21 protein-coding genes are annotated in these 23,393 nt (G+C 68.1%); 13 read left to right on the top strand and 8 right to left on the bottom strand.

All coding sequences use genetic code 11. The features are described from left to right. Positions 1-39: 39 nt before the first annotated feature. The gene (gene guaB / locus ASE12_RS08005; RefSeq protein WP_056399123.1) at positions 40-1,551 is read left to right on the top strand and encodes an IMP dehydrogenase; all 1,512 of its coding nucleotides are present in this window, start codon (positions 40-42) and stop codon (positions 1,549-1,551) included. Between the two features lie 46 nt (positions 1,552-1,597). Continuing rightward, complete coding sequence (locus ASE12_RS08000; protein WP_056399121.1) at positions 1,598-2,770, top strand: NYN domain-containing protein; 1,173 nt, start codon at positions 1,598-1,600, stop codon at positions 2,768-2,770. A gap of 23 nt (positions 2,771-2,793) precedes the next feature. On the opposite strand, the gene ASE12_RS07995 is transcribed toward ASE12_RS08000, so the two are convergent. Together ASE12_RS07995 and ASE12_RS07990 are read right to left on the bottom strand one after the other, a co-directional pair. Further along, positions 2,794-3,564, bottom strand: coding sequence for a bifunctional 2-polyprenyl-6-hydroxyphenol methylase/3-demethylubiquinol 3-O-methyltransferase UbiG (locus ASE12_RS07995; protein WP_082582156.1), 771 nt, complete (start codon positions 3,562-3,564; stop codon positions 2,794-2,796). After that, entirely contained in the window at positions 3,539-4,279 is a 741-nt protein-coding gene (locus tag ASE12_RS07990) for a hypothetical protein (protein WP_056399119.1), read from the bottom strand. The genes ASE12_RS07995 and ASE12_RS07990 overlap by 26 nt, the downstream gene beginning before the upstream one ends. 160 nt (positions 4,280-4,439) lie before the next feature. On the opposite strand from ASE12_RS07990, the gene ASE12_RS07985 reads away from it, so the two are divergent. The 5 genes from ASE12_RS07985 to efeB all read left to right on the top strand — a co-directional run bounded on the left by ASE12_RS07985 (position 4,440) and on the right by efeB (position 9,362). Next, entirely contained in the window at positions 4,440-5,546 is a 1,107-nt protein-coding gene (locus ASE12_RS07985; protein ID WP_056399117.1) for a GuaB3 family IMP dehydrogenase-related protein, read from the top strand. A 2-nt stretch (positions 5,547-5,548) separates the two neighbouring features. Continuing rightward, positions 5,549-6,007, top strand: coding sequence for a GNAT family N-acetyltransferase (locus tag ASE12_RS07980; protein WP_056399113.1), 459 nt, complete (start codon positions 5,549-5,551; stop codon positions 6,005-6,007). Continuing rightward, positions 6,007-6,813, top strand: coding sequence for an MOSC domain-containing protein (locus tag ASE12_RS07975; RefSeq protein ID WP_056404642.1), 807 nt, complete (start codon positions 6,007-6,009; stop codon positions 6,811-6,813). The genes ASE12_RS07980 and ASE12_RS07975 overlap by 1 nt, the downstream gene beginning before the upstream one ends. Before the next feature lie 119 nt (positions 6,814-6,932). Then, positions 6,933-8,060, top strand: coding sequence for an iron uptake system protein EfeO (gene efeO, locus ASE12_RS07970; RefSeq protein WP_056399110.1), 1,128 nt, complete (start codon positions 6,933-6,935; stop codon positions 8,058-8,060). Between the two features lie 9 nt (positions 8,061-8,069). Further along, positions 8,070-9,362 carry an iron uptake transporter deferrochelatase/peroxidase subunit gene (gene efeB / locus ASE12_RS07965; protein ID WP_056399106.1) on the top strand — a complete coding sequence of 431 codons (1,293 nt, stop codon included), beginning with the start codon at positions 8,070-8,072 and terminating at the stop codon, positions 9,360-9,362. On the opposite strand, the gene ASE12_RS07960 is transcribed toward efeB, so the two are convergent. From ASE12_RS07960 to ASE12_RS20215, 6 genes are all read right to left on the bottom strand, one after another. Further along, positions 9,359-10,774 carry a PepSY domain-containing protein gene (locus ASE12_RS07960; protein ID WP_056399103.1) on the bottom strand — a complete coding sequence of 472 codons (1,416 nt, stop codon included), beginning with the start codon at positions 10,772-10,774 and terminating at the stop codon, positions 9,359-9,361. The genes efeB and ASE12_RS07960 overlap by 4 nt on opposite strands. Further along, positions 10,764-11,414 carry a plastocyanin/azurin family copper-binding protein gene (locus ASE12_RS07955; protein WP_056399099.1) on the bottom strand — a complete coding sequence of 217 codons (651 nt, stop codon included), beginning with the start codon at positions 11,412-11,414 and terminating at the stop codon, positions 10,764-10,766. Before ASE12_RS07955 ends, ASE12_RS07960 begins: the two co-directional genes overlap by 11 nt. A 96-nt stretch (positions 11,415-11,510) precedes the next feature. Continuing rightward, positions 11,511-12,464, bottom strand: coding sequence for a cupredoxin family copper-binding protein (locus ASE12_RS20505; RefSeq protein WP_082582155.1), 954 nt, complete (start codon positions 12,462-12,464; stop codon positions 11,511-11,513). 103 nt (positions 12,465-12,567) lie between these two features. Beyond that, a complete protein-coding gene (locus ASE12_RS20020; protein WP_157412855.1) occupies positions 12,568-13,275 on the bottom strand; it encodes a hypothetical protein in 708 nt (235 codons plus the stop codon). A 41-nt stretch (positions 13,276-13,316) separates the two neighbouring features. Beyond that, a complete protein-coding gene (locus ASE12_RS07935) occupies positions 13,317-14,621 on the bottom strand; it encodes a CopD family protein (protein WP_056399094.1) in 1,305 nt (434 codons plus the stop codon). Then, positions 14,618-15,178, bottom strand: coding sequence for a hypothetical protein (locus ASE12_RS20215; RefSeq protein WP_162255473.1), 561 nt, complete (start codon positions 15,176-15,178; stop codon positions 14,618-14,620). Before ASE12_RS20215 ends, ASE12_RS07935 begins: the two co-directional genes overlap by 4 nt. A 266-nt stretch (positions 15,179-15,444) precedes the next feature. Between ASE12_RS20215 and ASE12_RS07925 the strand changes: the two genes are divergently transcribed. The 6 genes from ASE12_RS07925 (at position 15,445) to ASE12_RS07900 (ending at position 23,351) form a co-directional block, all read left to right on the top strand. After that, on the top strand, positions 15,445-17,016 hold the full coding sequence (locus ASE12_RS07925; protein WP_056399090.1) for a succinic semialdehyde dehydrogenase: 1,572 nt from the start codon (positions 15,445-15,447) through the stop codon (positions 17,014-17,016). Beyond that, on the top strand, positions 17,009-18,709 hold the full coding sequence (locus tag ASE12_RS07920) for a GMC oxidoreductase (protein ID WP_056399087.1): 1,701 nt from the start codon (positions 17,009-17,011) through the stop codon (positions 18,707-18,709). Before ASE12_RS07925 ends, ASE12_RS07920 begins: the two co-directional genes overlap by 8 nt. Positions 18,710-18,748: 39 nt before the next feature. Then, positions 18,749-19,573 carry a hypothetical protein gene (locus ASE12_RS07915; protein WP_157412854.1) on the top strand — a complete coding sequence of 275 codons (825 nt, stop codon included), beginning with the start codon at positions 18,749-18,751 and terminating at the stop codon, positions 19,571-19,573. 182 nt (positions 19,574-19,755) lie between these two features. Beyond that, the gene (gene guaA / locus ASE12_RS07910; RefSeq protein WP_056399082.1) at positions 19,756-21,324 is read left to right on the top strand and encodes a glutamine-hydrolyzing GMP synthase; all 1,569 of its coding nucleotides are present in this window, start codon (positions 19,756-19,758) and stop codon (positions 21,322-21,324) included. 116 nt (positions 21,325-21,440) lie between these two features. Continuing rightward, positions 21,441-22,082 (top strand): hypothetical protein, encoded by a 642-nt coding sequence (locus tag ASE12_RS07905; RefSeq protein WP_056399079.1) that lies wholly within the window; start codon positions 21,441-21,443, stop codon positions 22,080-22,082. An 81-nt stretch (positions 22,083-22,163) separates the two neighbouring features. Next, on the top strand, positions 22,164-23,351 hold the full coding sequence (locus ASE12_RS07900; protein ID WP_056399069.1) for an NAD(P)/FAD-dependent oxidoreductase: 1,188 nt from the start codon (positions 22,164-22,166) through the stop codon (positions 23,349-23,351). The last annotated feature ends 42 nt before the right edge of the window (positions 23,352-23,393 follow it).

Genomic DNA, 23,393 nt, shown 5'->3' with positions numbered 1-23,393 from the left:
CGCGGCTCTCCCGCTTCCTCCGGACGTTAGGATGTGGCAATGGAGAACACGGGCATTCCTGACAAGTTTGCGTCCCTCGGACTCACGTACGACGACGTCCTTCTGCTGCCCGGATTCTCGGACCTCAACCCCAGCGAGATCGACACGACGTCTCGTCTGACGCGTGAGATCAACCTCCGGATCCCGCTCATCAGCGCCGCGATGGACACCGTCACCGAGTCGCGCATGGCGATCGCGATGGCCCGCCAAGGCGGCATCGGCGTCCTGCACCGCAACCTCTCGCTCGAGGACCAGGCCTACCAGGTCGACCTGGTCAAGCGGACCCAGACCGGCATCATCTCCAACCCCGTGACGATCGGCCCCGACGCGACGCTCGAGGAGCTCGACCGCATCTGTGGCGAGTACCGCGTGTCCGGGCTCCCCGTGGTCGACACCGACAACCGGCTGCTGGGCATCATCACCAACCGCGACCTGAGGTTCACCCCGGTCGCCGAGTGGGCGACGACCAAGGTCGACGAGGTCATGACCCCCATGCCGCTGATCACCGGCCACGAGGGCATCGCCCGCGAGGACGCGACGCTGCTGCTGCGCAAGCACAAGCGCGAGCGGCTGCCGTTGGTCGACGACGACGGCCGACTCGCCGGGCTCATCACGGTCAAGGACTTCGTCAAGTCCGAGCAGTTCCCGCACGCCAGCAAGGACGCCGACGGCCGCCTGATGGTCGGCGCGGCGATCGGCTACTTCGGTGATGCGTGGCAGCGCGCCACGACCTTGATCGAGGCCGGTGTCGACGTCCTCGTGGCCGACACCGCTCACGGTCACGTCCGGATGCTGCTCGACATCGTCAAGCGGCTCAAGACGGATCCAGCCACCCGGCACGTGCAGGTCATCGGCGGCAACGTCGCGACCCGTGAAGGCGCACAGGCGTTCGTCGACGCCGGCTCCGACGCGGTCAAGGTCGGCTTCGGGCCGGGCTCGATCTGCACGACCCGCGTCGTCACGGGGTGTGGCGTCCCCCAGATCACCGCGGTCTACGAGGCGTCGCTCGCGGCCAAGCCCGCCGGCGTACCGGTCATCGCCGACGGCGGCCTGCAGCAGTCGGGCGACATCGCCAAGGCACTGGTCGCCGGCGCCGAGACCGTGATGATCGGGTCGATGCTCGCCGGCGTCGAGGAGTCGCCCGGCGAGGTCGTGTTCGTCAACGGCAAGCAGTTCAAGGCCTACCGCGGCATGGGCTCGCTCGGCGCGATGAGCAGCCGGGGCAAGAAGTCCTACTCCAAGGACCGCTACTTCCAGGCCGAGATCACGAGCGACGACCAGATCGTCCCCGAGGGTGTCGAGGGCCAGGTCGCCTACCGCGGTCCGCTGTCGGCGGTCGCGCACCAGCTGATCGGCGGGCTCAACCAGTCGATGTTCTACGTCGGCGCTCGCACGATCCCCGAGCTCCAGGACAAGGGTCGCTTCGTCCGGATCACGTCGGCGTCGCTCAAGGAGAGCCACCCGCACGACATCCAGATGACCGCCGAGGCGCCCAATTACTCGTCGCGCTGAGCCGCGCCCCGTCCGCCTCGCGGCCGACGGCCGATAGCCTCGTCTCGTGGCCACCCGCAATGTCGCTGTCTTCATCGACGCCGAGAACCTGTTCAAGGGCTACGGCAAGCTCGACATCCCCGATGTCTCGATGGAGGACATCCTCAAGCAGCTCGAGTCCGCCGCGGCCCTGGCGGCCGACGGTGGCAACATCGCGGTCGCGCGGGCGTACGCCGACTGGAACGCCCTCGGGCTCGAGGACTACCGCCGCGACGTCGAGCGAGCCGGCGTGCAGACCGTGCAGGTCTTCTCGGTCAGCAAGGCCGAGAAGAACGCGGCCGACATCGTGCTGGTCGTCGACTGCCTCCGGGTGGCTGCCGAGCTGGAGCAGATCGACGTCTTCGTGATCGTGTCGGCCGACGGCGACTTCGTGCCGCTCGTGCGCCGCCTGCACGAGCTCAACAAGTACGTGGTCGGTGCGACGCTTCCCGACCACCGGCCCAACAACGTCCTCGAGCGCGAGGTCGACCAGTACGTCACGCTCAAGCTGGCCCCGAAGCCCCCGCCGGCCGCGGCGCTCAAGCCCCTGTTCTCGTCCGGTGAGCAGGCAGCGCCGGCCGAGAGCCGTCCGCGCAAGAGCGCGCGCAAGGCGCCTGCGGAGAAGCCCGCTGAACAACCCGAGGCGCGGGCCGCCCAGGCCCCGGCGAAGAAGGCCGCCCAGCAGGAGGAGCCGGCCAAGAAGGCCGAGCCGGCGAAGAAGGCCGCGACCAAGAAGTCCGCGACCAAGAAGGCCGAGCCGGCCAAGAAGACCGCAGCCAAGAAGTCCGCGAGCCAGGCACCGCCTGCCGCGGGCAAGGGCAAGGTCAACTGGCACGCCTTGGCGCAGGAGATCCCTGTCGTGCATGCCGAGGCCGCGACCTCTCCCGAGGACTACAAGGCGATCATCAAGAAGGTCCTCTCCGACTCCAAGGTGCGCAGCTTCAGCGACCAGCTGGCCAACCACGGTGGCCCGTTGCCGATCCTCGCGATGGCGATCAAGGCCGCAGCGCCGAAGCTCAGCCCGTCCGACGCGAGGGTCAGCTCGCTCTCGCGGGCGCTCAGGTTCGCGCTGGCCGGCACCCAGTACGCCCTGGCCCGCGAGAGCGACGACGTCCAGCCCGTGCTGGTGCGCCGATCGACCAAGCCCGAAGGCATGCTGCCCGACCTGTCGCTCGACGACATCCAACGAGGCGTCCAGTAGGTCAGGCATATTCCAACCGTGCGTCAGCGGTAAGGCTCCGCCTGTGCAGTAAACGCAAGGAAGTGTGGTGTTTTCCACGTCACGCCGGTCTCGCGCTGGATCCTTTCAGGCAAGACGGGTTCCAAGACGGATTTGATGGCGAACCCTTGTTCAGTTATTCGACTGAAGTATTGCGACACAGGTCGATGCACATGGAGAGTGTCGATCGAGCTCGTACGTAACGATGTTTTGAACCGCGATCGGATAAACGTCTCCTCCCGATAGTCGAACCACGGCTCGGTGTCGTACCCCCAGTAAGCAGGCCAGAAGTACGGGTGCGTGATCGTCGCAATGAACAGGGCGCCGCGCCGCAAGATCTTCCGTGCGTGCCTCAAGAAGTCATCCAGGTCGACGACGTCCATCAGCACCATGTTCGCGATGGCGACGTCGAATTTCTGATCGTGAGTCGTGGCGAACGATTGAATGGTGTCGGCGCTTGCATGCGCTCTGACTCCAGTCGTGGTCGAAAACTTGCGCGTGAGCTCGATCGAACGAGTGCTGGGGTCGATGGCGGTAATATCGTGCGACGCTCCTGCTAGGTACGGCAGAAGGCGTCCAGTCCCGCACCCGATGTCGATCAGGCGATTCGCACCCACCCCCCCTGACTTGAGAATGAGTTCGATTGTGGGACCAAGTACGTGTCGAAAGCTGATGTCGACGCCCGAGTCAATCTCAGCAGCTCGTTGATCGGCCAGCAAGTTCCAGGGCTCAATTTCAAGCTTTTTCGCCTCAGACCGCCCGATCGCTCTTGCCACGGACCCTCCACACCTTCTCGATTGATGTCAGACAATTCGCCATCTGAAATGTCACGTCATTAGGGTCTCGAAACTCGCGGATCCGGTGGTGGGACTTATCTTCCTTACCAACTGCGAGCGTCGTAGTTCCGGACGACCGCACGCGCGTAAACCGAACCCGAGGATGGTCAGGATGTGTGTAGGCGAGCACCTTCGCGCCCTGTTCCACCAGACTATCGATCCGATCAGACAATCGTCGTGACCGCGGCTTGTGCACGTAAATTGTCAGGTTGCCCTCGGCGGCCAGCCGGTCAAGGGCGGTCGCGGCACGTGTGTGAGTGGCCCAAGAAAGATCTCGACTGAAGATTGTCGCCTCACTCGCATCATCGAGAAGGCTCGCCATGTACTCAGTGATTTTGTCTTTGTGACGGGCAGAGCGACGCGCGTGGTCCTGGCTGAAACGAACCGCCACGCGATGGATCCACGGGAGGCCGCTGATCAGGCGCCAGTTACGGGGCTTGCGGAATCTCTTGCTTCGATCTCGTTTGACGAATGCAATGACCGTTATGACCGCCGCCAACAGTAGAACTGCGAGGGACGGGCCGAACGCTAGCCACTGTCCACGGGACATCTTCCCGACGCCGTCGTAGTTCTTCGACGTCACGACGCTGAAGATCGTCGTCATGGGAGCGATGAAGGCCGCTGCCACGGCACCGATCAGGTTCAGCCATTTCATGTCTCGGAACCTATCGGTCCAGCACAGTTTTCGAGTCGCGAAGAGGAAATCCGGAATGAAAATGGCAACGTGGCTAGCTAGCGCGGCGGCTGCCGGATCGTCTAGGTGGTAGGAACGCGGCAACGTCGGACGGGTCTCGCCGTCGCACTAGGCTGTACGCATGGCAGACATCGAGATCGGCACGGCGAAGCGCGGCCGGCGTGCGTACTCCTTCGACGACATCGCGATCGTCCCGAGCCGGCGTACGCGCGACCCCGAGGAGGTCTCGACGGCGTGGCAGATCGACGCCTACCGCTTCGAGCTGCCCGTCATCGCCGCGCCCATGGACTCGGTCATGAGTCCTGACACGGCGATCGCCCTCGGCAAGCACGGCGGCCTCGGCGTGCTCGACCTCGAGGGACTGTGGACCCGCTACGAGGACCCCGAGAAGCTGCTCGAGGAGGTCGCCGGCATCGACGGCCCGCTCGCGACCAAGCGGCTCCAGGAGATCTACGCCGAGCCGATCAAGGCCGAGCTCATCACCGCCCGCCTGCACCAGATGCGCGAGTCGGGCGTCACGGTCGCCGGAGCGCTGTCGCCCCAGAGGACCAAGCAGTTCGCCGACGTCGTCGTCGATGCCGGGGTCGACCTGTTCGTGATCCGCGGCACCACGGTGTCGGCCGAGCACGTCTCGGGCCAGACCGAGCCGCTCAACCTCAAGGAGTTCATCTACGAGCTCGACGTGCCGGTCATCGTCGGTGGCTGTGCGACCTATCAGGCCGCGCTGCACCTCATGCGCACCGGCGCGGCAGGCGTGCTCGTCGGCTTCGGCGGCGGCGCGGCACACACGACCCGCAGCGTGCTGGGTGTGGCGGTCCCGATGGCGTCAGCCGTCGCGGACGTCGCGGCGGCTCGTCGTGACTACCTCGACGAGTCCGGTGGCCGCTACGTGCACGTCATCGCCGACGGCTCGATCGGGCGCAGCGGCGACATCGCCAAGGCCATCGCCTGTGGCGCCGACGCCGTGATGATCGGGTCACCGTTCGCGCGCGCCGTCGAGGCGCCCGGTCGTGGGTTCCACTGGGGCGCCGAGGCCTGGCACCCCGACCTGCCGCGCGGCGCCCGCGTCGAGATGGGCACGGTGGGTGACCTGGAGTCGGTGCTGTTCGGTCCCTCGTCGGTCCCCGACGGCACGATGAATCTCATCGGCGCACTGCGCCGAGCCATGGCGACGACGGGCTACACCGACCTCAAGGAGTTCCAGCGGGTCGAGGTCGTCGTCGGCTGACCATGACGACTCTCGAGAGAGTGCCGTTCGAGCACCCTGATGCCGTGGCGCTGCGTGAGGAGCACGTGGCGTACGGCGACCAGCTCTACGCATCAGACCCGTCGTCGGTGAACCGGTTCAGCTCGGAGGGCATGGATCCAGCATCCGTCGTCGCGACCGTCGTGGCGTACGACGAGGACGGCCCCGTCGGCCACGCCTGCCTTCGCGCGCTCGACGGCGAGCTCGAGATCAAGCGCATGTACGTCGTGCCGGCCCGCCGCGGATCGGGCATCGCCGACCAGCTGCTCGCAGCGATGGAGGACGTGGCCCGCGACCAGGGCGCGCGACGGGTGATCATCCACACGGGCGACCGGCAGCACGCGGCCCTGAAGTTCTACGACCGTCACGGCTACACCCCGATCCCGGTCTATCCGCCGTACGAGGACGTCACCTACTCGCTGTGCTTCGAGAAGCTCCTGTGATGCGGGTCCGGTCGGTCCACGTCTATCCGGTCAAGGCCACCGCGCCGGTCGACCTCACGTCGGCAGCGGTGGAGCTCGCCGGGCTGCGCGACGACCGGCGCTGGGCCGTGGTCGATCCGCACGGGGTCCGGCTCAACGCGACGACGCACGACCGGCTGCTCACCGTGACGGCCACCCCAGATGAGTCGGGCGCGATCACGCTCACGGGCCCGGACCGGCCACCGCTCGTCGTGCCGGTCCCCGTCGGCGGTCCGGAGGTCCCGGTCAACGTCACCCGGCTCAGCACGATGGTGGACGCCGGCGAACCCGCCGCGGCGTGGCTCAGCGGACTGCTCGGCGAGCCCGTACGCCTCGTCTGGCAGGACGACCCGGCGCGACGGCCGATCTCGCAGGAGCACGGTGGGCTCGGTGCCGAGCCCTTGAGCCTCGCCGACACCGGGCCGCTGCTGCTCACGACCACGTCGTCGCTCGCGCAGCTCGAGGCGTGGATCGCCGAGGAGCAGGAGCCGCAGGCCATGGCGATGCAGCGGTTCCGCGCCAACGTCGTCGTCGAGGGCTCCGAGGTGCCGTTCGCCGAGGACGACTGGCGCGCCATCCACATCGGCGACGTGCCCTACCGGTTCGGTGAGCACTGCGACCGCTGCATGGTGACGACGATCGACCCGGTGACGCTGGCGCACGGCAAGGAGCCGATCCGTACGCTCGCGCGGCACCGCAAGTGGGACGGCAAGACCTGGTTCGGCATCCGGATCATTCCGCTCGCGACCGGCAAGGTGTCGGTCGGCGACGAGGTCACGATCGCCTAGGCGACGTCGAACAGATCACACCCGGGGCCACTGGCCGGTCGGGTCAGGGGTGCCTTAGCATGGTGAGGCTAGCCTTATTTCGAGGTGGAGCCCCGCATCCCCGAAGGACATTCCCTGCAATGAAGCCTCTTGCCACGCTCAGCGTGCTGACGATCGCCGCGCTGAGCCTGACGGCCTGTGCCGACGACCCCAAGTCCTCTTCGGGTGGCCTCACGGTCAGCGCCTCGGACTCCACGTGCGAGGTCTCGAAGACCGACCTCAAGGCCGGCCCGTCGACGTTCAAGGTCACCAACAAGGGCAGCAAGGTCACCGAGTTCTACGTCTACGCAGACGGTGACCGCATCATGGGCGAGGTCGAGAACGTCGGACCCGGCCTGACCCGCAACCTCGTCGTCGACCTGCCCAAGGGCACGTACGAAGGCGCCTGCAAGCCGGGCATGGTCGGCGACGGCATTCGTCAGAAGATCACGGTCACCGGCGAGGCCGCCAAGAAGCTGTCCGACTCGCAGCAGCTCAAGGCCGCGGCGACGTCGTACGAGCGCTACGTCAACTCGCAGACCGTCGCGCTGATCGCCAAGACCGAGGAGTTCGTCACGGCGGTCAAGGAGGGCGATGTCACGGAGGCCAAGCGACTCTACCCGATCGCCCGTACGTACTGGGAGCGCATCGAGCCGGTCGCCGAGAAGTTCGGCGACCTCGACCCGCTGACCGACGGCCGCGAGGCCGACGCCAAGGCCGAGAAGCGCGACTTCACCGGCTGGCACCGCATCGAGAAGCAGCTCTGGGTCGACAACAACACCGAGGGCATGGCGCCGTACGCCGACGACCTGCTCGCCAACGTCAAGAAGATCGTGGCGCTCGGCAAGGACGCACCGCTGACGGCGCTCGAGCTGGCACAGGGCTCCAAGGGCCTGCTCGACGAGGTCGCGACGAGCAAGATCACCGGCGAGGAGGACGAGTTCAGCCACACGGACCTGTGGGACTTCAAGGCCAACATCGAGGGCTCGGAGGCCGCCATCGCGGCGCTGCGCCCGGTGCTGGAGAAGCAGGACCCCGCCCTGGTCAAGGAGCTCGACGCCAAGTTCAAGGCGCTCGACGACGACCTCGACCAGTACCAGGACGACAGCGGCGACTGGACGTTCTACGACAAGCTCACCAAGGCACAGGTCAAGCGCCTGTCTGACCTGGTGGCCGCCGTCAGCGAGCCGATCAGCCGCGTCGCCGCCGTGGTTGCCGAGTCTGCGTAGCCTGAACTGATGTCCGAGCAGAACGAGATCACGTCAGGCCTCTCCCGGCGCAAGCTGATCGGAGCGGCCGGGATCGGCGCGCTCGCGGTCGGTGCCGGCGGTGGTTACGCCGTGGGCCGCCAGAGCGACGAGCCGACAGCTGGTGTGCCCGACCCCGACGCCAAGCCCGTCCCGTTCGAAGGGGCCCACCAGGCCGGCATCGTCACGCCGGCCCAGGACCGGCTCTACTTCGTCACGCTCGACATGACGAGCGAGGAGCGGGTCGACCTGATCTCGCTGCTCAAGGACTGGACCGAGGCGTCGCGGCAGATGACGCAGGGCAACGACGTCGGGAAGTTCGGTGCGGTGTCGGGCTCGCCGTTCGCCCCTCCGGAGGACACCGGTGAGGCGCTCGGCCTGCCGCCTTCGGGACTGACGATCACGGTGGGCTTCGGCCGCAGCCTGTTCGTCGATGCCAAGGGCAAGGCCCGGTTCGGCCTCGAAGGCAAGCTGCCCGAGCGGCTCAAGGACCTGCCGGCGTTCTCGGGCGACGACCTCGACCCGGCGCTGTGCGACGGCGACCTCGCGATCCAGGCCTGTGCCAACGACCCGCAGGTCGCGGTGCACGCGGTCCGCAACCTCGTACGCATCGCGTTCGGCCGGGCCTCGGTGCGCTACTCGCAGATGGGCTTCGGGCGCACGTCCTCGACCTCGTCCGCGCAGGTCACCGCCCGCAACATGCTGGGCTTCAAGGACGGCACGGCCAACATCAAGGTCGAGGACAATAAGGACGTCGAGGACTTCGTCTGGGTGCCCAAGGAGGACGGGCCCGACTGGCTGGTCGGCGGCTCCTACCTCGTCAGCCGCAAGATCAACATGCGCATCGAGATCTGGGACCGCGAGCCGCTCGAGGGCCAGGAGAACATCATCGGCCGGGCCAAGGGGTCCGGCGGGCCGCTGTCCGGTGGCGACGAGTTCGCCAAGATCGACTTCAAGAAGAAGAACGATCGTGGCGCGCCGGTCATCGACATGAAGTCGCACGTACGCCTGGCGCACCCCGACTTCAACAAGGGTGCGAAGCTCCTGCGTCGCGGCTACAACTTCGTCGACGGCTCGGACGGCCTGGGGCAGCTGTCGGCCGGGCTGTTCTTCATCGCCTACCAGCGCGACCCGGAGAAGCAGTTCGTCCAGGTCCAGCACTCCCTCGCCGGATCGCAGAACGACCTGCTCAACGAGTACATCGTCCACGTCGGCTCGGGCCTGTTCGCCTGCCCGCCCGGCGTCGGCCGCAAGGGCTACTGGGGCGAAGGGCTCTTTGCCTAGACCACGTTGAACCAGGTCTGCAGTCGTGGGATGCGGCGCAGGATCATCTGGTCGACCAGCAGCGCGATCAGCAGCGTGATGCCGAAGAACGGCAGGAACACGCCGAGCGCGACGATCGCCACCGCGAGCAGCGGGCTGCTGCGCAACGGCATCCGTCCGCGAGGCGCTGCGACGGAGCCGGCGCTCTTGGGCCGCCGGCGCCACCACATCATCGGTCCCGAGACACACATGAAGATCACCATGAGGCACGACAAGGCAGCGGCCCAGAAGCTGACCGGGCCGAAGCTGCGACCCTCGTGCAGGCCGATTCCCTGCGAGACGATCTTCGCGAGCGCGGGATAGTCGGCGAAGCCGTACGTGCCGACGACCTGTCCGCCGTACTGGTCGATGTGCACGGTCTTCTCGCGCGACGGGTCGTGGAACGCGTAGCTGATGGCGGAGAAGACGCCCATGTCGTCGGCGGGCAGCGCGATGGTGAGCGGGTGGTGCAACCCCGCCCGGTCAGCGACGGCGACGGCGGTGTCGATGTTGGCGATCGAGACCTCCTTGCCGGGCTTGCCCGACTGCGGGACCTTCGAGTCGCCCTGAGCCCAGGGGATCTCGTGGGCGTGGCTGTGCGGCAGCGACTCGTCGAGGGTGGACCCCTTCTTGGACACGCCGCCCGGGTCGCTGCCCCACATCGAGCTGCTGTGGTCGGTCGCCATCGTCTGCGCATGCTTGCCCCAGAACGCGGTCCACGGGAGCCCCGAGATCAGCAGGATCAGCAGGCTCGCGCCGACGACCGACCCGATGACGGCGTGCCGGCTCCGCATCGCCGATCCCGCCGCACCGGTGAGCTTGCGTCGCAGCCTCGCGGCTCGGCCCCGGATGAACAGGTAGTAGCCGGTCAGCGCCATCACGATCGCCCAGCATGCGCCCAGCTCCATCAGGACGTCGCCCGTGGAGCCGAGCATCATGTTGGTGTGCAGCCGGACGGCCAGCCCGCTCAGCGTGGTGTCGGGGTTGAGCTCGCCGAGCACTTCGCCGGTCCACGGGTCGACGTACGCGTCGCGGCTCGAGCCGTCGGGAAGGCTGAGGTAGAAGTCGGTCGAGCGGTCCTTGCCCTTGGGCTCGGTCATCGATGCGATCGTGGCCTTCGGGTACGCCTTGGCGACCGCGGCGCGCTGGTCCTCGTACGGCACCTGCTTCGTCACGCCGGCCGGTTGCTCGACCTTCATGACGTCGGCGTGCATCAGGGGCTCGATCTGGAACCGCAGCAAATAGATGAGGCCGGTCGACGCCAGCACCAGCAGGATCGGGGCGACGATGAACGCGGCGTAGAAGTGCCAGCGCCAGAACGCGCGGAACAGGCCACCGCCGGGCTTGCGCTCCTTGTCCTTGCTGCGGACGGGCGCCAGGGTGTCAGTCGCCATCGGGGGCTCCTTCAGGGGTCGCAGCGTGCGGGCGGGAGGCCATCAGGAGCAGGCAGAACACGACGATCGCTGTCGAAAGGCCGAGCAAGAGGAGCAGCGGGTCCAGCGACGGGTTGTCGTCCTCGGCCGTCGTCGCGACGTACGCCGTGCTGGGCGCCGGAGCCTGCGTCGCTGCCGGTGCGGGGGTCGTGGTGGCCGTCTTCGGGTCGGTGGTGGCGGGTGCCGTCGGTGCAACGGCGGCCGGTGTCGTCGCCGCGGGTGCGGGTGCGACCGCCTTGGCCTTGGCCGAGATCGTGGCGTGCATGTCGGGATGGACGCTGCAGGTGTAGGAGTAGGCGCCGGCCTGGGTGAACGTGTAGCTCCAGCTCTTGCCCTTGGTGAGCATCGGCGACCGGAACTTCACGGGTCCGCTGGTGACGACGACGTCGTGCGGGACGCTGTCCTGGTTGGTCCACGTGACGGTGTCACCCTGCGTGATGCTCATGGAGCCGGATCCGTACGCATAGCTCTTGATCGTGATCTGGTGTGTCGCCGCCGAGGCCTCGGAGGCCGGCCACACCATGACGGCGAGGGCGGCGAGGAGGCTGGCGAGCAGGACCCGCGGACCCTTCCGGGAGGTGGTGGAAAGGGGAGACGACATGGAATGTCCTTCCGTGGGTGGTGGGGCCGGTCATACTGGGTGGCGTGGTGGTCCGGCCGGTTGCGACTCGGCCGGACCACCACATCTGTCTCGCTCCTAGCAGGAGCTCAGATCCTCACCGACGAGCGGCTTGATCATGTTCTCGACGAGCACGGTGTGCGTCTTGACGTACTGGTCGATCGCGAGAGCGTCGGTCACCTGCTGGCCGAGGCTCGTCTCCAGGTGCGCCGCATAGACGTGCTGCAGGAACGTGTCCAGCGTCGACTGCACGCCGCCCAGCAAGGGCTTGAGCATGTTCTCGACCAGGACCAGGTGGGTCTTGAGGTACTGGTCGAGGTTCAGGGCGTCGGTGACCTGCTGCCCGAGGCTCGTCTCGAGGTGCGCGGAGTAGAGGTGCTGCAGGAACACGTTGATCGTCGACTCCAGGCCGGCGCAGACGTCATCTCCGCCACCCATGGGCGGCATCGTCGGCGTCGGTGTGGGGGTCGGCGTCCCGGTGGGCGTCGGCGTCGGCTTCGTGGGCGTCGGCGTCGGGGTCGGGGTCGTGCTGGAACCCGTCACCGTCACCTTGGCCGTCATGTCCGGGTGCACGGCGCAGTAGTACGAGTACGTACCGGCCGTCTTGAACGTGTAGGAGAAGCTCTCACCCTTGGCGAGGTTGCCGGAGTTGAACTTCACCGGACCGCTGGTGACCGTGACGGTGTGCGGCGCGGTGTCCATGTTGGTCCACTTGACGGTGTCGCCGACGGCGACGGTCAGTGCGGCGGGCGAGAACTTGTAGTTCTCGATCATGACCTGCTTGGTGACGGCCGCGGTTGCCTTGGTGCTCGTGGCGGTGGCGGACGTCTTCGTGGTGGCAGCAGCGGCGACCGCCGCTGCCTTGGCCTTCGTGGTCGCGGCGCTCGCGGTGAGGGTGTCCGAGGACTCGGACGCCCCCGCGGACAGCCCGGCCACGGACACGATCGCGGTGAGCACACCGCCGATCACGAGAGTCATGAGACCCCAACGCTTCGGGGTCAGGCGGTTGTCGGTGTCGGTCGTGCTGGTCATGCGTGGACTCATCGAGCCACTCCTTCTGTGGGTTGTGGTTCACCCGGGTGGCTGGCCGACTGCGACTCGGCCAGAACTCCGGTTGTCTGGATGGGGGACTGGGTCAGCACGAGCTGAGATCGGCGCCGACGAGCGGCTTGATCAGGCTCTCGACCCACACGGTGTGGGTCTTGACGTACTGGTCGACCGACAGGGCGTCATTGACCTGCTGACCGAGGCTCGTCTCGAGGTGAGCCGAGTAGACGTGCTGGAGGAAGGCGTCCAGCGTCTGCTGGGTGCCTCCGAGGAGCGGCTTGAGCATGTTCTCGACCAGGACCAGGTGGGTCTTGAGGTACTGGTCGAGGTTCAGGGCGTCGGTGACCTGCTGGCCGACGCTCGTCTCGAGGTGTGCGGCGTACAGGTGCTGCAGGAACACGTCGACCGACGACTCGAGCCCCGTGCAGACGTCGCTCGTCGCCGGCATCGCCATGGGATCGGTCGTGGCTGCCGGTGCGGGCGTCGTCGTTGCCGGTGTGCTGGCCTTCGTGCCGCTGGGTGCTGCTGCCACGGGCGCTGCGGCCGGTGCCGTCGTGACGACCGGTGTGGTGACCAGGCTGGTGGTCGGCAGCAGGCCACCGAGGAGACCGCCCGAGCTGCTCGTGGACGTGACCGAGGCCGCCGGCGCCAGTGCGTCGGTGGTCGTCGTCGACGTCGTACGCAGCGCGACCAACGACGCGGCCGCCGCCAACGCGGCCAGCAGGGCGATCACGACGAGACTGCGGCTGCGCAGCTCGGGTGACCGGAATGGACTGGTGGACGGTGAGGGATTCATCTGACTTGCCTTCCTGAGGGAGGGTTCCTTCGGGTGGTGATTCACACGCCTGGGCTGGAGGTGACCAGGACACTTGCGGCGCCGAGCACGGCGATGACCAGCACGGTCTCGGTCGCGACCGACGCGATGAACGCGCCGACCGGGGAGCCCCGGTGGGTCGAGCTGGTCAGGTTGCGGCCCACCCAGCTCTTGCTCTTCATGGCCGCGAGCAGGACCGTGGCGAAGAGCGCGAGCTTGATGAACAGGACGCGGGCGTAGTGGGTGTGCCAGAACCCGTCGACGGAGCTGATGATCTGCCAGCTGAGGATCAGGCCGGACGAGACGATGACGAGCACCGAGACCATCGCGATCGTCGAGAACTTCGGCACGATGCGCTCGAGCTCGGCGATGCTGCGGCGGGGGAGCAGGCACACCGTCATGACGGTGAGGCCGCCGACCCAGGCACTGATGCCGACGAGGTGGAGGAACTCGGCGGCGGCGCCCCAGGTCGGCTGGGCGCCCTGCGTCGCGTGCGCGTTCATCCCGGTCGTACGGATGAGGCCGGCAGCCACGATCAGAGCTGCGACCCGCCAGGGGAGCTCTCGTACGACGTTCTCGCCGCGCTGGAACACGGCCGCGACGACCACGGCCGCCAGCAGCCAGAGGAGGGCCATCGCGGTGGTGACCCGCCCGAAGTCCTCGTTGAGTGCCTCACGGAGTGTCATCCCACCCGAGGAGCGCCACACCACCACGGCCTCGGAGGCGGCGGCTGCGGCGATGCCGGCGGCGACGGAGATGCCCAGCAGCAGTCGGCTGCGGCGCTCCTTGGCGCCGGCCGGCCAGAGCAGCGAGAGGAACAGGAGGCCGCCGACGAACACGGCCATGGCCAGGTAGCCGACGATGCGGGCCGAGACCGTCACCCAGGTGATGAGGCGTGAGTCGTCGGGTGGCGCATTCGCGTCGGCGCCTGTCGTGGCAGCCCCGGCATCGCTCTCCTTGACGTGCAGGGCGATCGCGCCGGAGCTCTCGTGACCGTCGTGCGGGTCCTCGGCCTGCCAGCTGAGCACGACGGTCTTGGCGGGCTTGACCTTGCGGAGGTCGACCTTGAGGGTCGCGGGCTTGCCGGCCACCGCCAGGACCTTGAGCCGGGTGCCGTCGGACGTGACGGTGAGGTCGTCGGGGCCGAGGGACTCGCTGAACACGAGGGTCGCGTACGACGGCAGCTTCTCCAGCGTCGACCCGGTGGCGGGCGTCGACTTCTCGAGCTCGTCGTGGGCCTGCGTCGGCGAGGCCAGGCCCAGCGTCAGGAGAGCGGTCGTGGTGACGGCGAGTGCGCCGAGCTGCGCTAGCCCGCGACGGCCGATCACTGGTCGTCCGTCTCGGCGGTCGCGGCCGTCTCGGTGCAGCAGGTCGGGCCGACGACCGTACCGATGAGGCAGGTCAGCGGGCCCGGCGTCTTGCCCTTGACCGGTGGACCGGCGAGGTCGCTCACGAGCGGCGTCGTGGACAGCACGGACGAGAGCAAGGACGAGGTCAGCTGGCCGACCGCCGGGACGCTGGCGAGCACGGACGGCGGGCACGTGTCGGCCGGCTCGGTCGGCGCGGGCTCGGTGGGTGTGGGCTCAGGGTCGGTGGCCACCGGCGAGGGCGAGTCGGCCGGCATCGACATGTCCGGCATCGTGCTGGGGCCCGGCATGGCCATCGGCGGTGCGATCGCAGCGGCGGCGGGGGGAGTGACGACGGGAGCCGCCGGGGCCACCGCAGCGGGGGGTTTCTGCGGTGCCGGGGTCGCCGTGGTCGCCGCGTCGGTCGGGGTGATGCCGATCCCCGATGCGTAACCGAGGATCACGACCACCCCGCCGGCCAGTACCGATGCCATGGCGGCGTCGCGACGGTCGACGAATCCTGCCCGAGATGAGCTCACAGTTGTTCCCCTTCAGCGCAGGACAGGGAATGGGAGTGGTCCTGCGCGTGCCAACCATGCTGGCGAGCGGGAATCCGCAGATGGTGTCGGTCGCGTGAATTGCGCGGTTCATTTCGCTCATGACGCCGGGCTTTCCGGGGTGAGCGCTCGGAAATCGTCCGGACACGAAGCGTGCGCACACTTGCAACGTGTCGGTCCGGCGTACGTGACGAGCGTCTTGCTACTGGCCGGTAGTCATGTGACACTCGCGATGTCATACTCAGGGTATGACCGCGCTCGACTCACCCGCCACGACCACGTCGCCCGTCTCGCCGACCCGCGTCGCGGAGCTGACGGGCCTCATCCGTACGACGTCGGGCGAGAGCCGGACGACCCACTCGCCGCTGACCGGTGATCCGGTCGCGGAGATCCCCGTCTCGAGCATCGCCGACGTCGAAGAAGCCTTCGTGAGCGCGCGGGTGGCGCAGGGCGCCTGGGCCCAGACGTCGCTCCGCACCCGCAAGAAGGCGCTGCTGCGGCTCCACGACCTCGTGCTGGAGCACCAGGACGAGCTGCTCGACCTCATCCAGGTCGAGTCCGGCAAGAGCCGCGCGCACGCCTTCGACGAGGTCGCGCACCTCGCCCTGACCGCCCGCTTCTACGCCCGGCGCCTCAAGAAGCAGATCGGGACGCGCCGCCGCAACGGTGCCCTGCCCGGGCTGACGTCGATCACGGTCAACCAGGTGCCGAAGGGCGTCGTCGGCATCATCAGCCCGTGGAACTACCCGCTGACGATGGCGATCTCCGACGGCATCCCGGCCATCGCCGCGGGCAATGCCGTGGTGCACAAGCCCGACAGTCAGAGCCCGCTGATCGCCCTCGCCGGAGTCGAGCTGATGCGCAAGGCCGGCATCCCCGCCGACGTGTGGCAGGTCGTGAGCGGCGCCGGATCGGTCGTCGGCACCGCGATCATCGAGCGCGCCGACTACGTCTGCTTCACCGGCTCCACGGCGACCGGCAAGCTCATCGCCCAGCAGGCCGCGGCCCGGCTGATCAGCTGCTCGCTGGAGCTCGGTGGCAAGAACCCCATGATCGTGCTGCCGAGTGCCGACGTCGACAAGGCCGCTGCCGGCGCCGTGCAGGCATGCTTCTCGTCCGCGGGCCAGCTCTGCGTGTCGATCGAGCGCCTGTACGTGCCGGAGTCGCGCTTCAAGGAGTTCAAGACCGCGTTCGTCTCGCGGGTCGAGCACCTCGCCCTCGGTGCCGCCCTCGACTGGGACGCCGACATCGGCTCGCTCGTCTCACAGGCGCAGCTCGACACCGTCACCGACCACGTCAAGGACGCCGTCGCGCACGGCGCCACGGTGCTCGTCGGCGGCAAGCCGCGCCCGGACCTCGGCCCTTACTTCTTCGAGCCGACCGTGCTCGAGGGCGTGACGCCCGATGCCGAGTGCTTCGCCGGCGAGACGTTCGGTCCGCTCGTATCGCTCTACCCCTACAGGACCGTCGACGAGGCCGTCGCGCTCGCCAACCAGGGCGAGTACGGCCTCAACGCGAGCATCTGGGGCAAGCCGCGTGAGGCGCGGGCCATCGCGCCCCGCATCAAGGCCGGCACGATCAACATCAACGAGGGCTTCTCGGCCACGTTCGGCAGCGTCGACGCCCCCATGGGCGGCATGCGCCAGTCGGGACTGGGTCGACGGCAGGGTGCCGAGGGCATCCTGCGCTACACCGAGCCGCAGGCCGTCGGCGTGCAGCGCGGCTTCCCGGTCGCCGGGCCGTCGTTCCTGCAGTCCCGGACGTACGCCAAGGTGCTGACTGCTGGACTGAGGATCCTGAGGAGGACCCCGCGTGCCTGATCACGGACACGACTACGACGTCATCGTCATCGGATCGGGATTCGGCGGGAGCGTCTCGGCGCTGCGGCTGACCGAGAAGGGCTACAAGGTCGCGGTGCTCGAGGCCGGCAAGCGGTTCGAGGACAAGGACTTCGCCAAGAGCTCGTGGCGGCTGCGCAAGTTCCTCTGGATGCCGCAGCTCGGCTGCTACGGGATCCAGCGCATCGACAAGCTCAAGGACGTGCTCATCCTGTCCGGCGCGGGCGTCGGCGGCGGCTCCCTGGTCTACGCCAACACGCTCTACGAGCCGCTCGACCCGTTCTACAAGGATCCGGCGTGGGGTCACATCACGGACTGGAAGGCCGAGCTGGCCCCCTACTACGACCAGGCCAAGCGCATGCTGGGCGTCTCGGTCTACCCGATCGAGACCGCAGCGGACACGATCATCAAGCAGGTCGCCGAGGACATGGGCGTCGGTGGCACGTTCCACCACACGCCGGTCGGCGTCTTCTTCGGGGCAGAACCGGGTGAGACCGTCGCCGATCCCTATTTCGGTGGCGCCGGTCCTGATCGCGCCGGCTGCAAGCACTGCGGCGAGTGCATGACGGGCTGCCGCCACAACGCCAAGAACACGCTGGTCAAGAACTATCTCTACCTCGCCGAGAAGGGTGGCGCCGAGGTGCACCCGCTCACGACGGTCACCTCGGTCGCGCCTCTCGCCGGCGGCGGCTACGAGGTCGAGACCCGGCGCACGAACAAGCGGTTCCGCCCGCACAAGAAGATCACCGCTGAGCAGGTCATCTTCTCGGCCAGCACGATGGGCACCCAGAAGCTGCTGCACAAGATGAAGGATCGCGGCGCGCTGCCGCGGGTGTCCGACCGGCTGGGGCTGTTGACGCGTACCAACTCCGAGGCACTCCTCGGCGCGATCGCCAACGGCCGCGACGTCGACTACAGCCACGGCGCCGCCATCACCTCGTCGTTCCACCCCGACGAGCACACCCACGTCGAGCCGGTGCGCTACGGCAAGGGCTCCAACGCGATGTCGCTGATGCAGACCGTGCTGACCGACGGCAGCACGAGCACCCCGCGCTGGCGGGTGTGGCTCAAGGAGATGTGGCGGCAGAAGTTCCGCATCTTCAAGCTGTACGACCTGCGGCACTGGTCGGAGCGCACCGTCATCGCGCTCGTCATGCAGACGCACGACAACTCGATCACGACCTACACCAAGCGCGGCATCACGGGCCGGCGCAAGCTGACCTCGAAGCAGGGCCACGGCGCGCCCAACCCGTCGTTCATCCCGCCGGCGCACGAAGCCGTGCAGCGGATGGCCGAGCACATGGACGGCACGCCCGGCGGCACGATCGGCGAACCGTTCAACGTGCCGCTCACCGCGCACTTCATGGGTGGCTGCGCGATCGGCGACTCGCCGGAGACCGGTGTCATCGACCCCTACCAGCGGCTGTTCGGCCACGAGGGCCTGCACGTCGTCGACGGCTCGGCGATCAGCGCCAACCTCGGCGTCAACCCCTCGCTGACCATCACGGCGCAGGCGGAGCGGGCGATCTCGTACTGGCCCAACAAGGGCGAGGACGACGTACGCCCCGCCGTCGGCGAGGCCTACCGCAAGATCCAGCCGGTACCGCCCAAGAACCCCGTCGTGCCTGCGGACGCCCCGGCCGCCCTGCACCTCCCCATCATCGGGGTCAGCTAGAGGCTGGCGCCGGAGCGGGGACGCTGACAGAGTGTCCCAATGCGCGCGGCGACGGCAGGTCTGGTGGGTCGGCTGGCTGTGGGCGCGATGGTCGTGGCGGCGTTGGTCTCGTGCGGTGACGGTACCGACCCCACGGCCGGTCCCTCGCCGTTTCGGGGGATACAGCCCGCAGGCACCTACGAGGCAGAAGCCAAGGCCGTGGCGCGTCCCGAGCGCGGCATGCTCCGGCTGACCACCAGGGACGTGGCTGCCGGCTGCAGCAAGAAGCCGCGAGCGACGGTCGTGGTCGAGATCGATCCCGCAGAGGCCCGTGACTTCGTCTACGTGAACCTCACTCAGGACGTCGTGGCGCCCTCCGGAAAGGCGAACTGCCGGGAGCAGGGCGTGCGGCACGTCGTGGTCGACCTCGGAGTGCGCGGCAGCAAGGCGTCACAGGTCGTCGTCAACAACCAGGCCTGGGGTGCCAAGGACCAGCTGGGCGAGCTCCAGAAGTGCGAAGCGCCGTTCGGCTGCACCGGGCCACCGACCGATCATTGCGACCAGGCGTGGATCGACCAGCTTCTGTCGGGAGTGGAGATCGCGCCCGAGCGGCAGACCGAGACCGTGGCGTGCGACGGCAGGTGGCTCATCCTGGACGTCGACGCCGTAGTCTCGGGCTGTGAGAGTCGTGACGGAGCGGCCCCACCGAGCGGGTGCGCGGGCAAGGGGACGCACGCTCGGTGGTTCGCCCGCTTCAGCGAGAAGGATCCGGTCGGGTGGGATGTCGTCGCGTCAGGCGACGAGGCAGGATGCGCCGTGCCGGCCGCGAAGCACCTCGACATCCCCCGAGCGCTGTGTCGCGACCTGCCGGGCCGGGAGAAGTAGCCCCGCACAAGGCCCCGGAATGCACAGAGCCCGACCGGGAGGGAGCTCACGGGTCGGGCCCTGTTGTGCCACGAGGAGCAGCACATGATCTAACGGGAGGGAGTGTTGTTAGATCCACCCTGTAAAACGACCGCCGTGACACAGGGTTACGACGTTCTTCACATTATTTTCAGGCCGATAGGATGGGCCGCGTGGCCCCAGATCATGACCTTGTTCTCGTAGTCGATTTCGGGGCTCAATACGCCCAGCTCATAGCCCGGCGGGTGCGCGAGGCGCGCGTCTACTCCGAGATCGTCCCGCACACCATGCCGATCGACGAGATGCTCGCCAAACAACCCGCGGCGATCATCCTCTCGGGCGGCCCGTCGTCGGTCTACGAAGCCGGCGCTCCGCAGCTCGACGCGACGCTGTTCGAGGCCGAGGTGCCGGTGTTCGGCATCTGCTACGGCTTCCAGGCCATGGCCCAGGTGCTGGGCGGCAACGTCGCGCACACGGGACAGCGTGAGTACGGACGCACGGCCGTGAGCGTCGTCGAGCCGGGCACTCTGCTTGCCGGGATCCCCACGGCGCTGACGTCGTGGATGTCGCACGGTGACGAGGTCGTCGCTGCACCCGAGGGCTTCCTCGTCAACGCCAACTCTCCGCGCGCCACCGTCGCCGCGTTCGAGCACACCGAGCGCAAGCTCGCCGGCGTGCAGTGGCACCCCGAGGTGCTGCACAGCGAGCACGGTCAGCGCATCCTCGAGTCGTTCCTCGTCAACATCGCCGGCTGCCGGCAGACCTGGACCAGCAGCAACATCGTCGAGGAGCAGGTCGAGCTGATCCGCCAGCAGGTCGGCGACGCCCGCGTCATCTCCGCGCTGTCGGGCGGCGTCGACTCAGCGGTGTCGACGGCGCTGGTGCAGCGCGCGATCGGCGACCAGCTGACCGCGGTGTTCGTCGACCACGGCCTGCTCCGCGAGGGCGAGGCCGAGCAGGTCGAGAAGGACTACGTCGAGGCCACGGGCGTCGACCTCAAGGTCGTCGACGCGCGCGACCAGTTCCTCGGCTTCCTCGCCGGCGTCTCCGACCCCGAGGAGAAGCGCAAGATCATCGGCCGCGAGTTCATCCGGGTCTTCGAGGCCGCGGAGCGCGAGGTGCTGGCCACGCCCGGCACACCGGTCAAGTTCCTCGTGCAGGGCACGCTCTACCCCGACGTCGTCGAGTCCGGTGGCGGCGCCGGAGCGTCCAACATCAAGAGCCACCACAACGTCGGCGGACTGCCCGAGGACCTCGAGTTCAGTCTCATCGAGCCCTTGCGCACGCTGTTCAAGGACGAGGTACGTGACGTCGGTCGCCAGCTCGGCATCCCCGAGGCGATCGTCGGGCGTCACCCGTTCCCCGGACCCGGACTCGCGATCCGCATCGTCGGCGCGGTCGACGCCGAGCGCCTGCGCATCCTGCGCCGCGCCGACGCGATCGTCCGCGAGGAGACCACGGCGGCGGGGCTCGACGGCGAGATCTGGCAGTTCCCGGTGGTGCTGCTGGCTGACGTCCGCTCGGTCGGCGTCCAGGGCGACGGTCGGACGTACGGGCATCCGATCGTGCTCCGGCCGGTGTCGAGCGAGGACGCCATGACCGCCGACTGGAGCCGCCTCCCGTACGACGTGCTGGAGCGCATCTCGACCCGCATCACCAACGAGGTCGACGAGGTCAACCGCGTCGTCCTCGACATCACCAGCAAGCCCCCCGGCACGATCGAGTGGGAGTAGGCGCACCGACGAACGGGTCCGAGACCGTTCGCGAGCTGTCTCCGTGACATTGCCGCGATGTGGCGCAGTCGAGCTGTCTTGTTAGGGTCGTCGGAGTCGATCGAAGGGGAACACCTGTGAGTCAGACCGCCTCCCAGCGGCAGAAGAGGGTGTTCCTGACCCTGTTCGCGATCGGCGTCCTCGCTGTCGTGGCCTTCGCCGGATGGCGCCTCATGGGCAACGACGACAAGGCCGAGCCTCTCGCGGTCGGCAGCGACTCGACGTCGACCACCACCGCGACGACTGGCGCACCGACGACCACGGCGCCCACCAAGAAGCCGAAGCCGTCCGCGTCGTGCGAAGGGCCCGACACCCAGTTCAACGTCAAGGGAGTCGAGCAGGACAGCCTGCTGCCCGACTGCGGCACGACCCCGGTGACGCACCAGGAGGAGAAGAAGTCCGGCCTCGGACTCGCCTGTGGCGGCTCCTACCCCGTGATCCTCTACAAGACCACGACGACCGACGCCAAGACCTCGATCTGCGGCAAGGACGCGTCCGGTGAGTCGTTCCGGTTCGTCACCAAGCCGAGCGGCGGTGACGTCGTCGACCTGCCGGGCCGCTACGACCCCTCGCTCGACGCGTTCGTGGCCAAGAAGGGCGGCACGTCCTACGCCGTGCTGGGCTACGACGGCACGCTCGTGATCAAGAAGGACGGCACGACGTCCAAGCAGAAGTCGTCCGAGTGGATCTCGCTCGACAACGAGTCCGACTACGACTGACCAAGACTCGGTCGTGCTGGACTGTCACGTCTGAGCCGGGCATCTCGTCTGAGGGGCAAGCACCCCGACAAGGAGAGTCCCATGAAAGACAGTTCAGCACGTCATCGGATCGTGGTTCTGGGCGGCGGCTACACCGGAGTGATGGCCGCCATTCGAGTGGCGCGACGTACGCGGCGACACGGCGGTCACGTGACGCTGGTCAATCCGACCGCGCGCTTCAACGAGCGGTTGCGGATGCATCAGCAGGCGACCGCGCAGGAGATGACCCACCTCGACATCCCGACGCTCGTGCAAGGGCTCGACATCGAGTTCGTGCAGGCGTGGGCGACAGCTCTCGATCCTGAGCACAACCGGGTGACCCTCGCCTCCGATCGCGGCGTCACGTCGGTGGACTACGACACCTTGATCTACGCGATCGGCAGCTCGACGCCGACGGATCTCGTGCCGGGCGCAGACCTGCATGCCCACACCCTCAACGATCCCGCGTCGGCGGCGAGCCTGGCGGCGGCCCTGGCCGAGATTCCTGACGGCGGCACCGTCGTCGTGGGAGGCAACGGGCTGACCGGCGTCGAAGCGGCAACCGAGATCGCCGAATCGTTCCCGTCGCTCCGGGTCGTCCTGCTGGGGCGCGACGAGCCGGCGCCGATGATGAACGCGAAGGCGCGCGCGTACCTTCTCGGCGCGCTCGAGCGTCTGGGCATCGAGAACCGCACCGGCGTGGAGATCACCAAGATCCTCCCGGACGCGGTCGAGCTGGCCGGCGGCGAGCTGGTCGCGTCGGACGCGACGCTGTGGACCACGGGATTCATGGCGCCGCCGCTGGCGGCCGACGCCGGGCTCGAGGTGGACGCCCAATGGCGCATCGTCGTCGACCCGCAGCTTCGATCGGTCAGCCACCCCTCGATCCTCGCCATCGGCGATGCCGCCGCGATCCGGCGTCCGTGGGGTGTCCTCCACGGCACCTGCCAGAGCGGCATGCCGTCGGGAGCTCATGCCGCCGACACCGTGGGGCGGCTGCTGCGGGGCAAGGCGCCCAAGCCGTTCCGGTTCGGTTACGTCCACCAGCCCGTGAGCCTCGGACGCCACGACGCGGTCGTGCAGTTCACCAAGGCCGACGACTCACCGGGGCGGTTCCACCTCACCGGCGCGGCCGCCGTGAAGTACAAGGAGACGGTCACCCGCAGCCCGTCCACGACGTACGGCCTCTCCCGTCGCTGGGTGATCCCGATTGCGTTCCTCGCGCGAAAGGGCCCTCGCCAGATCGGCTAGGACGTCGCCGGCGAACGGTCCGGCTCCCGCCCGGGGCTGGAC

The organism is Aeromicrobium sp. Root236, from assembly GCF_001428805.1.
Classification (GTDB): Bacteria; Actinomycetota; Actinomycetes; order Propionibacteriales; family Nocardioidaceae; genus Aeromicrobium.
Note: the sequence above shows the minus strand (reverse complement) of the source record. Positions and strands in the feature narration are given on the sequence as shown.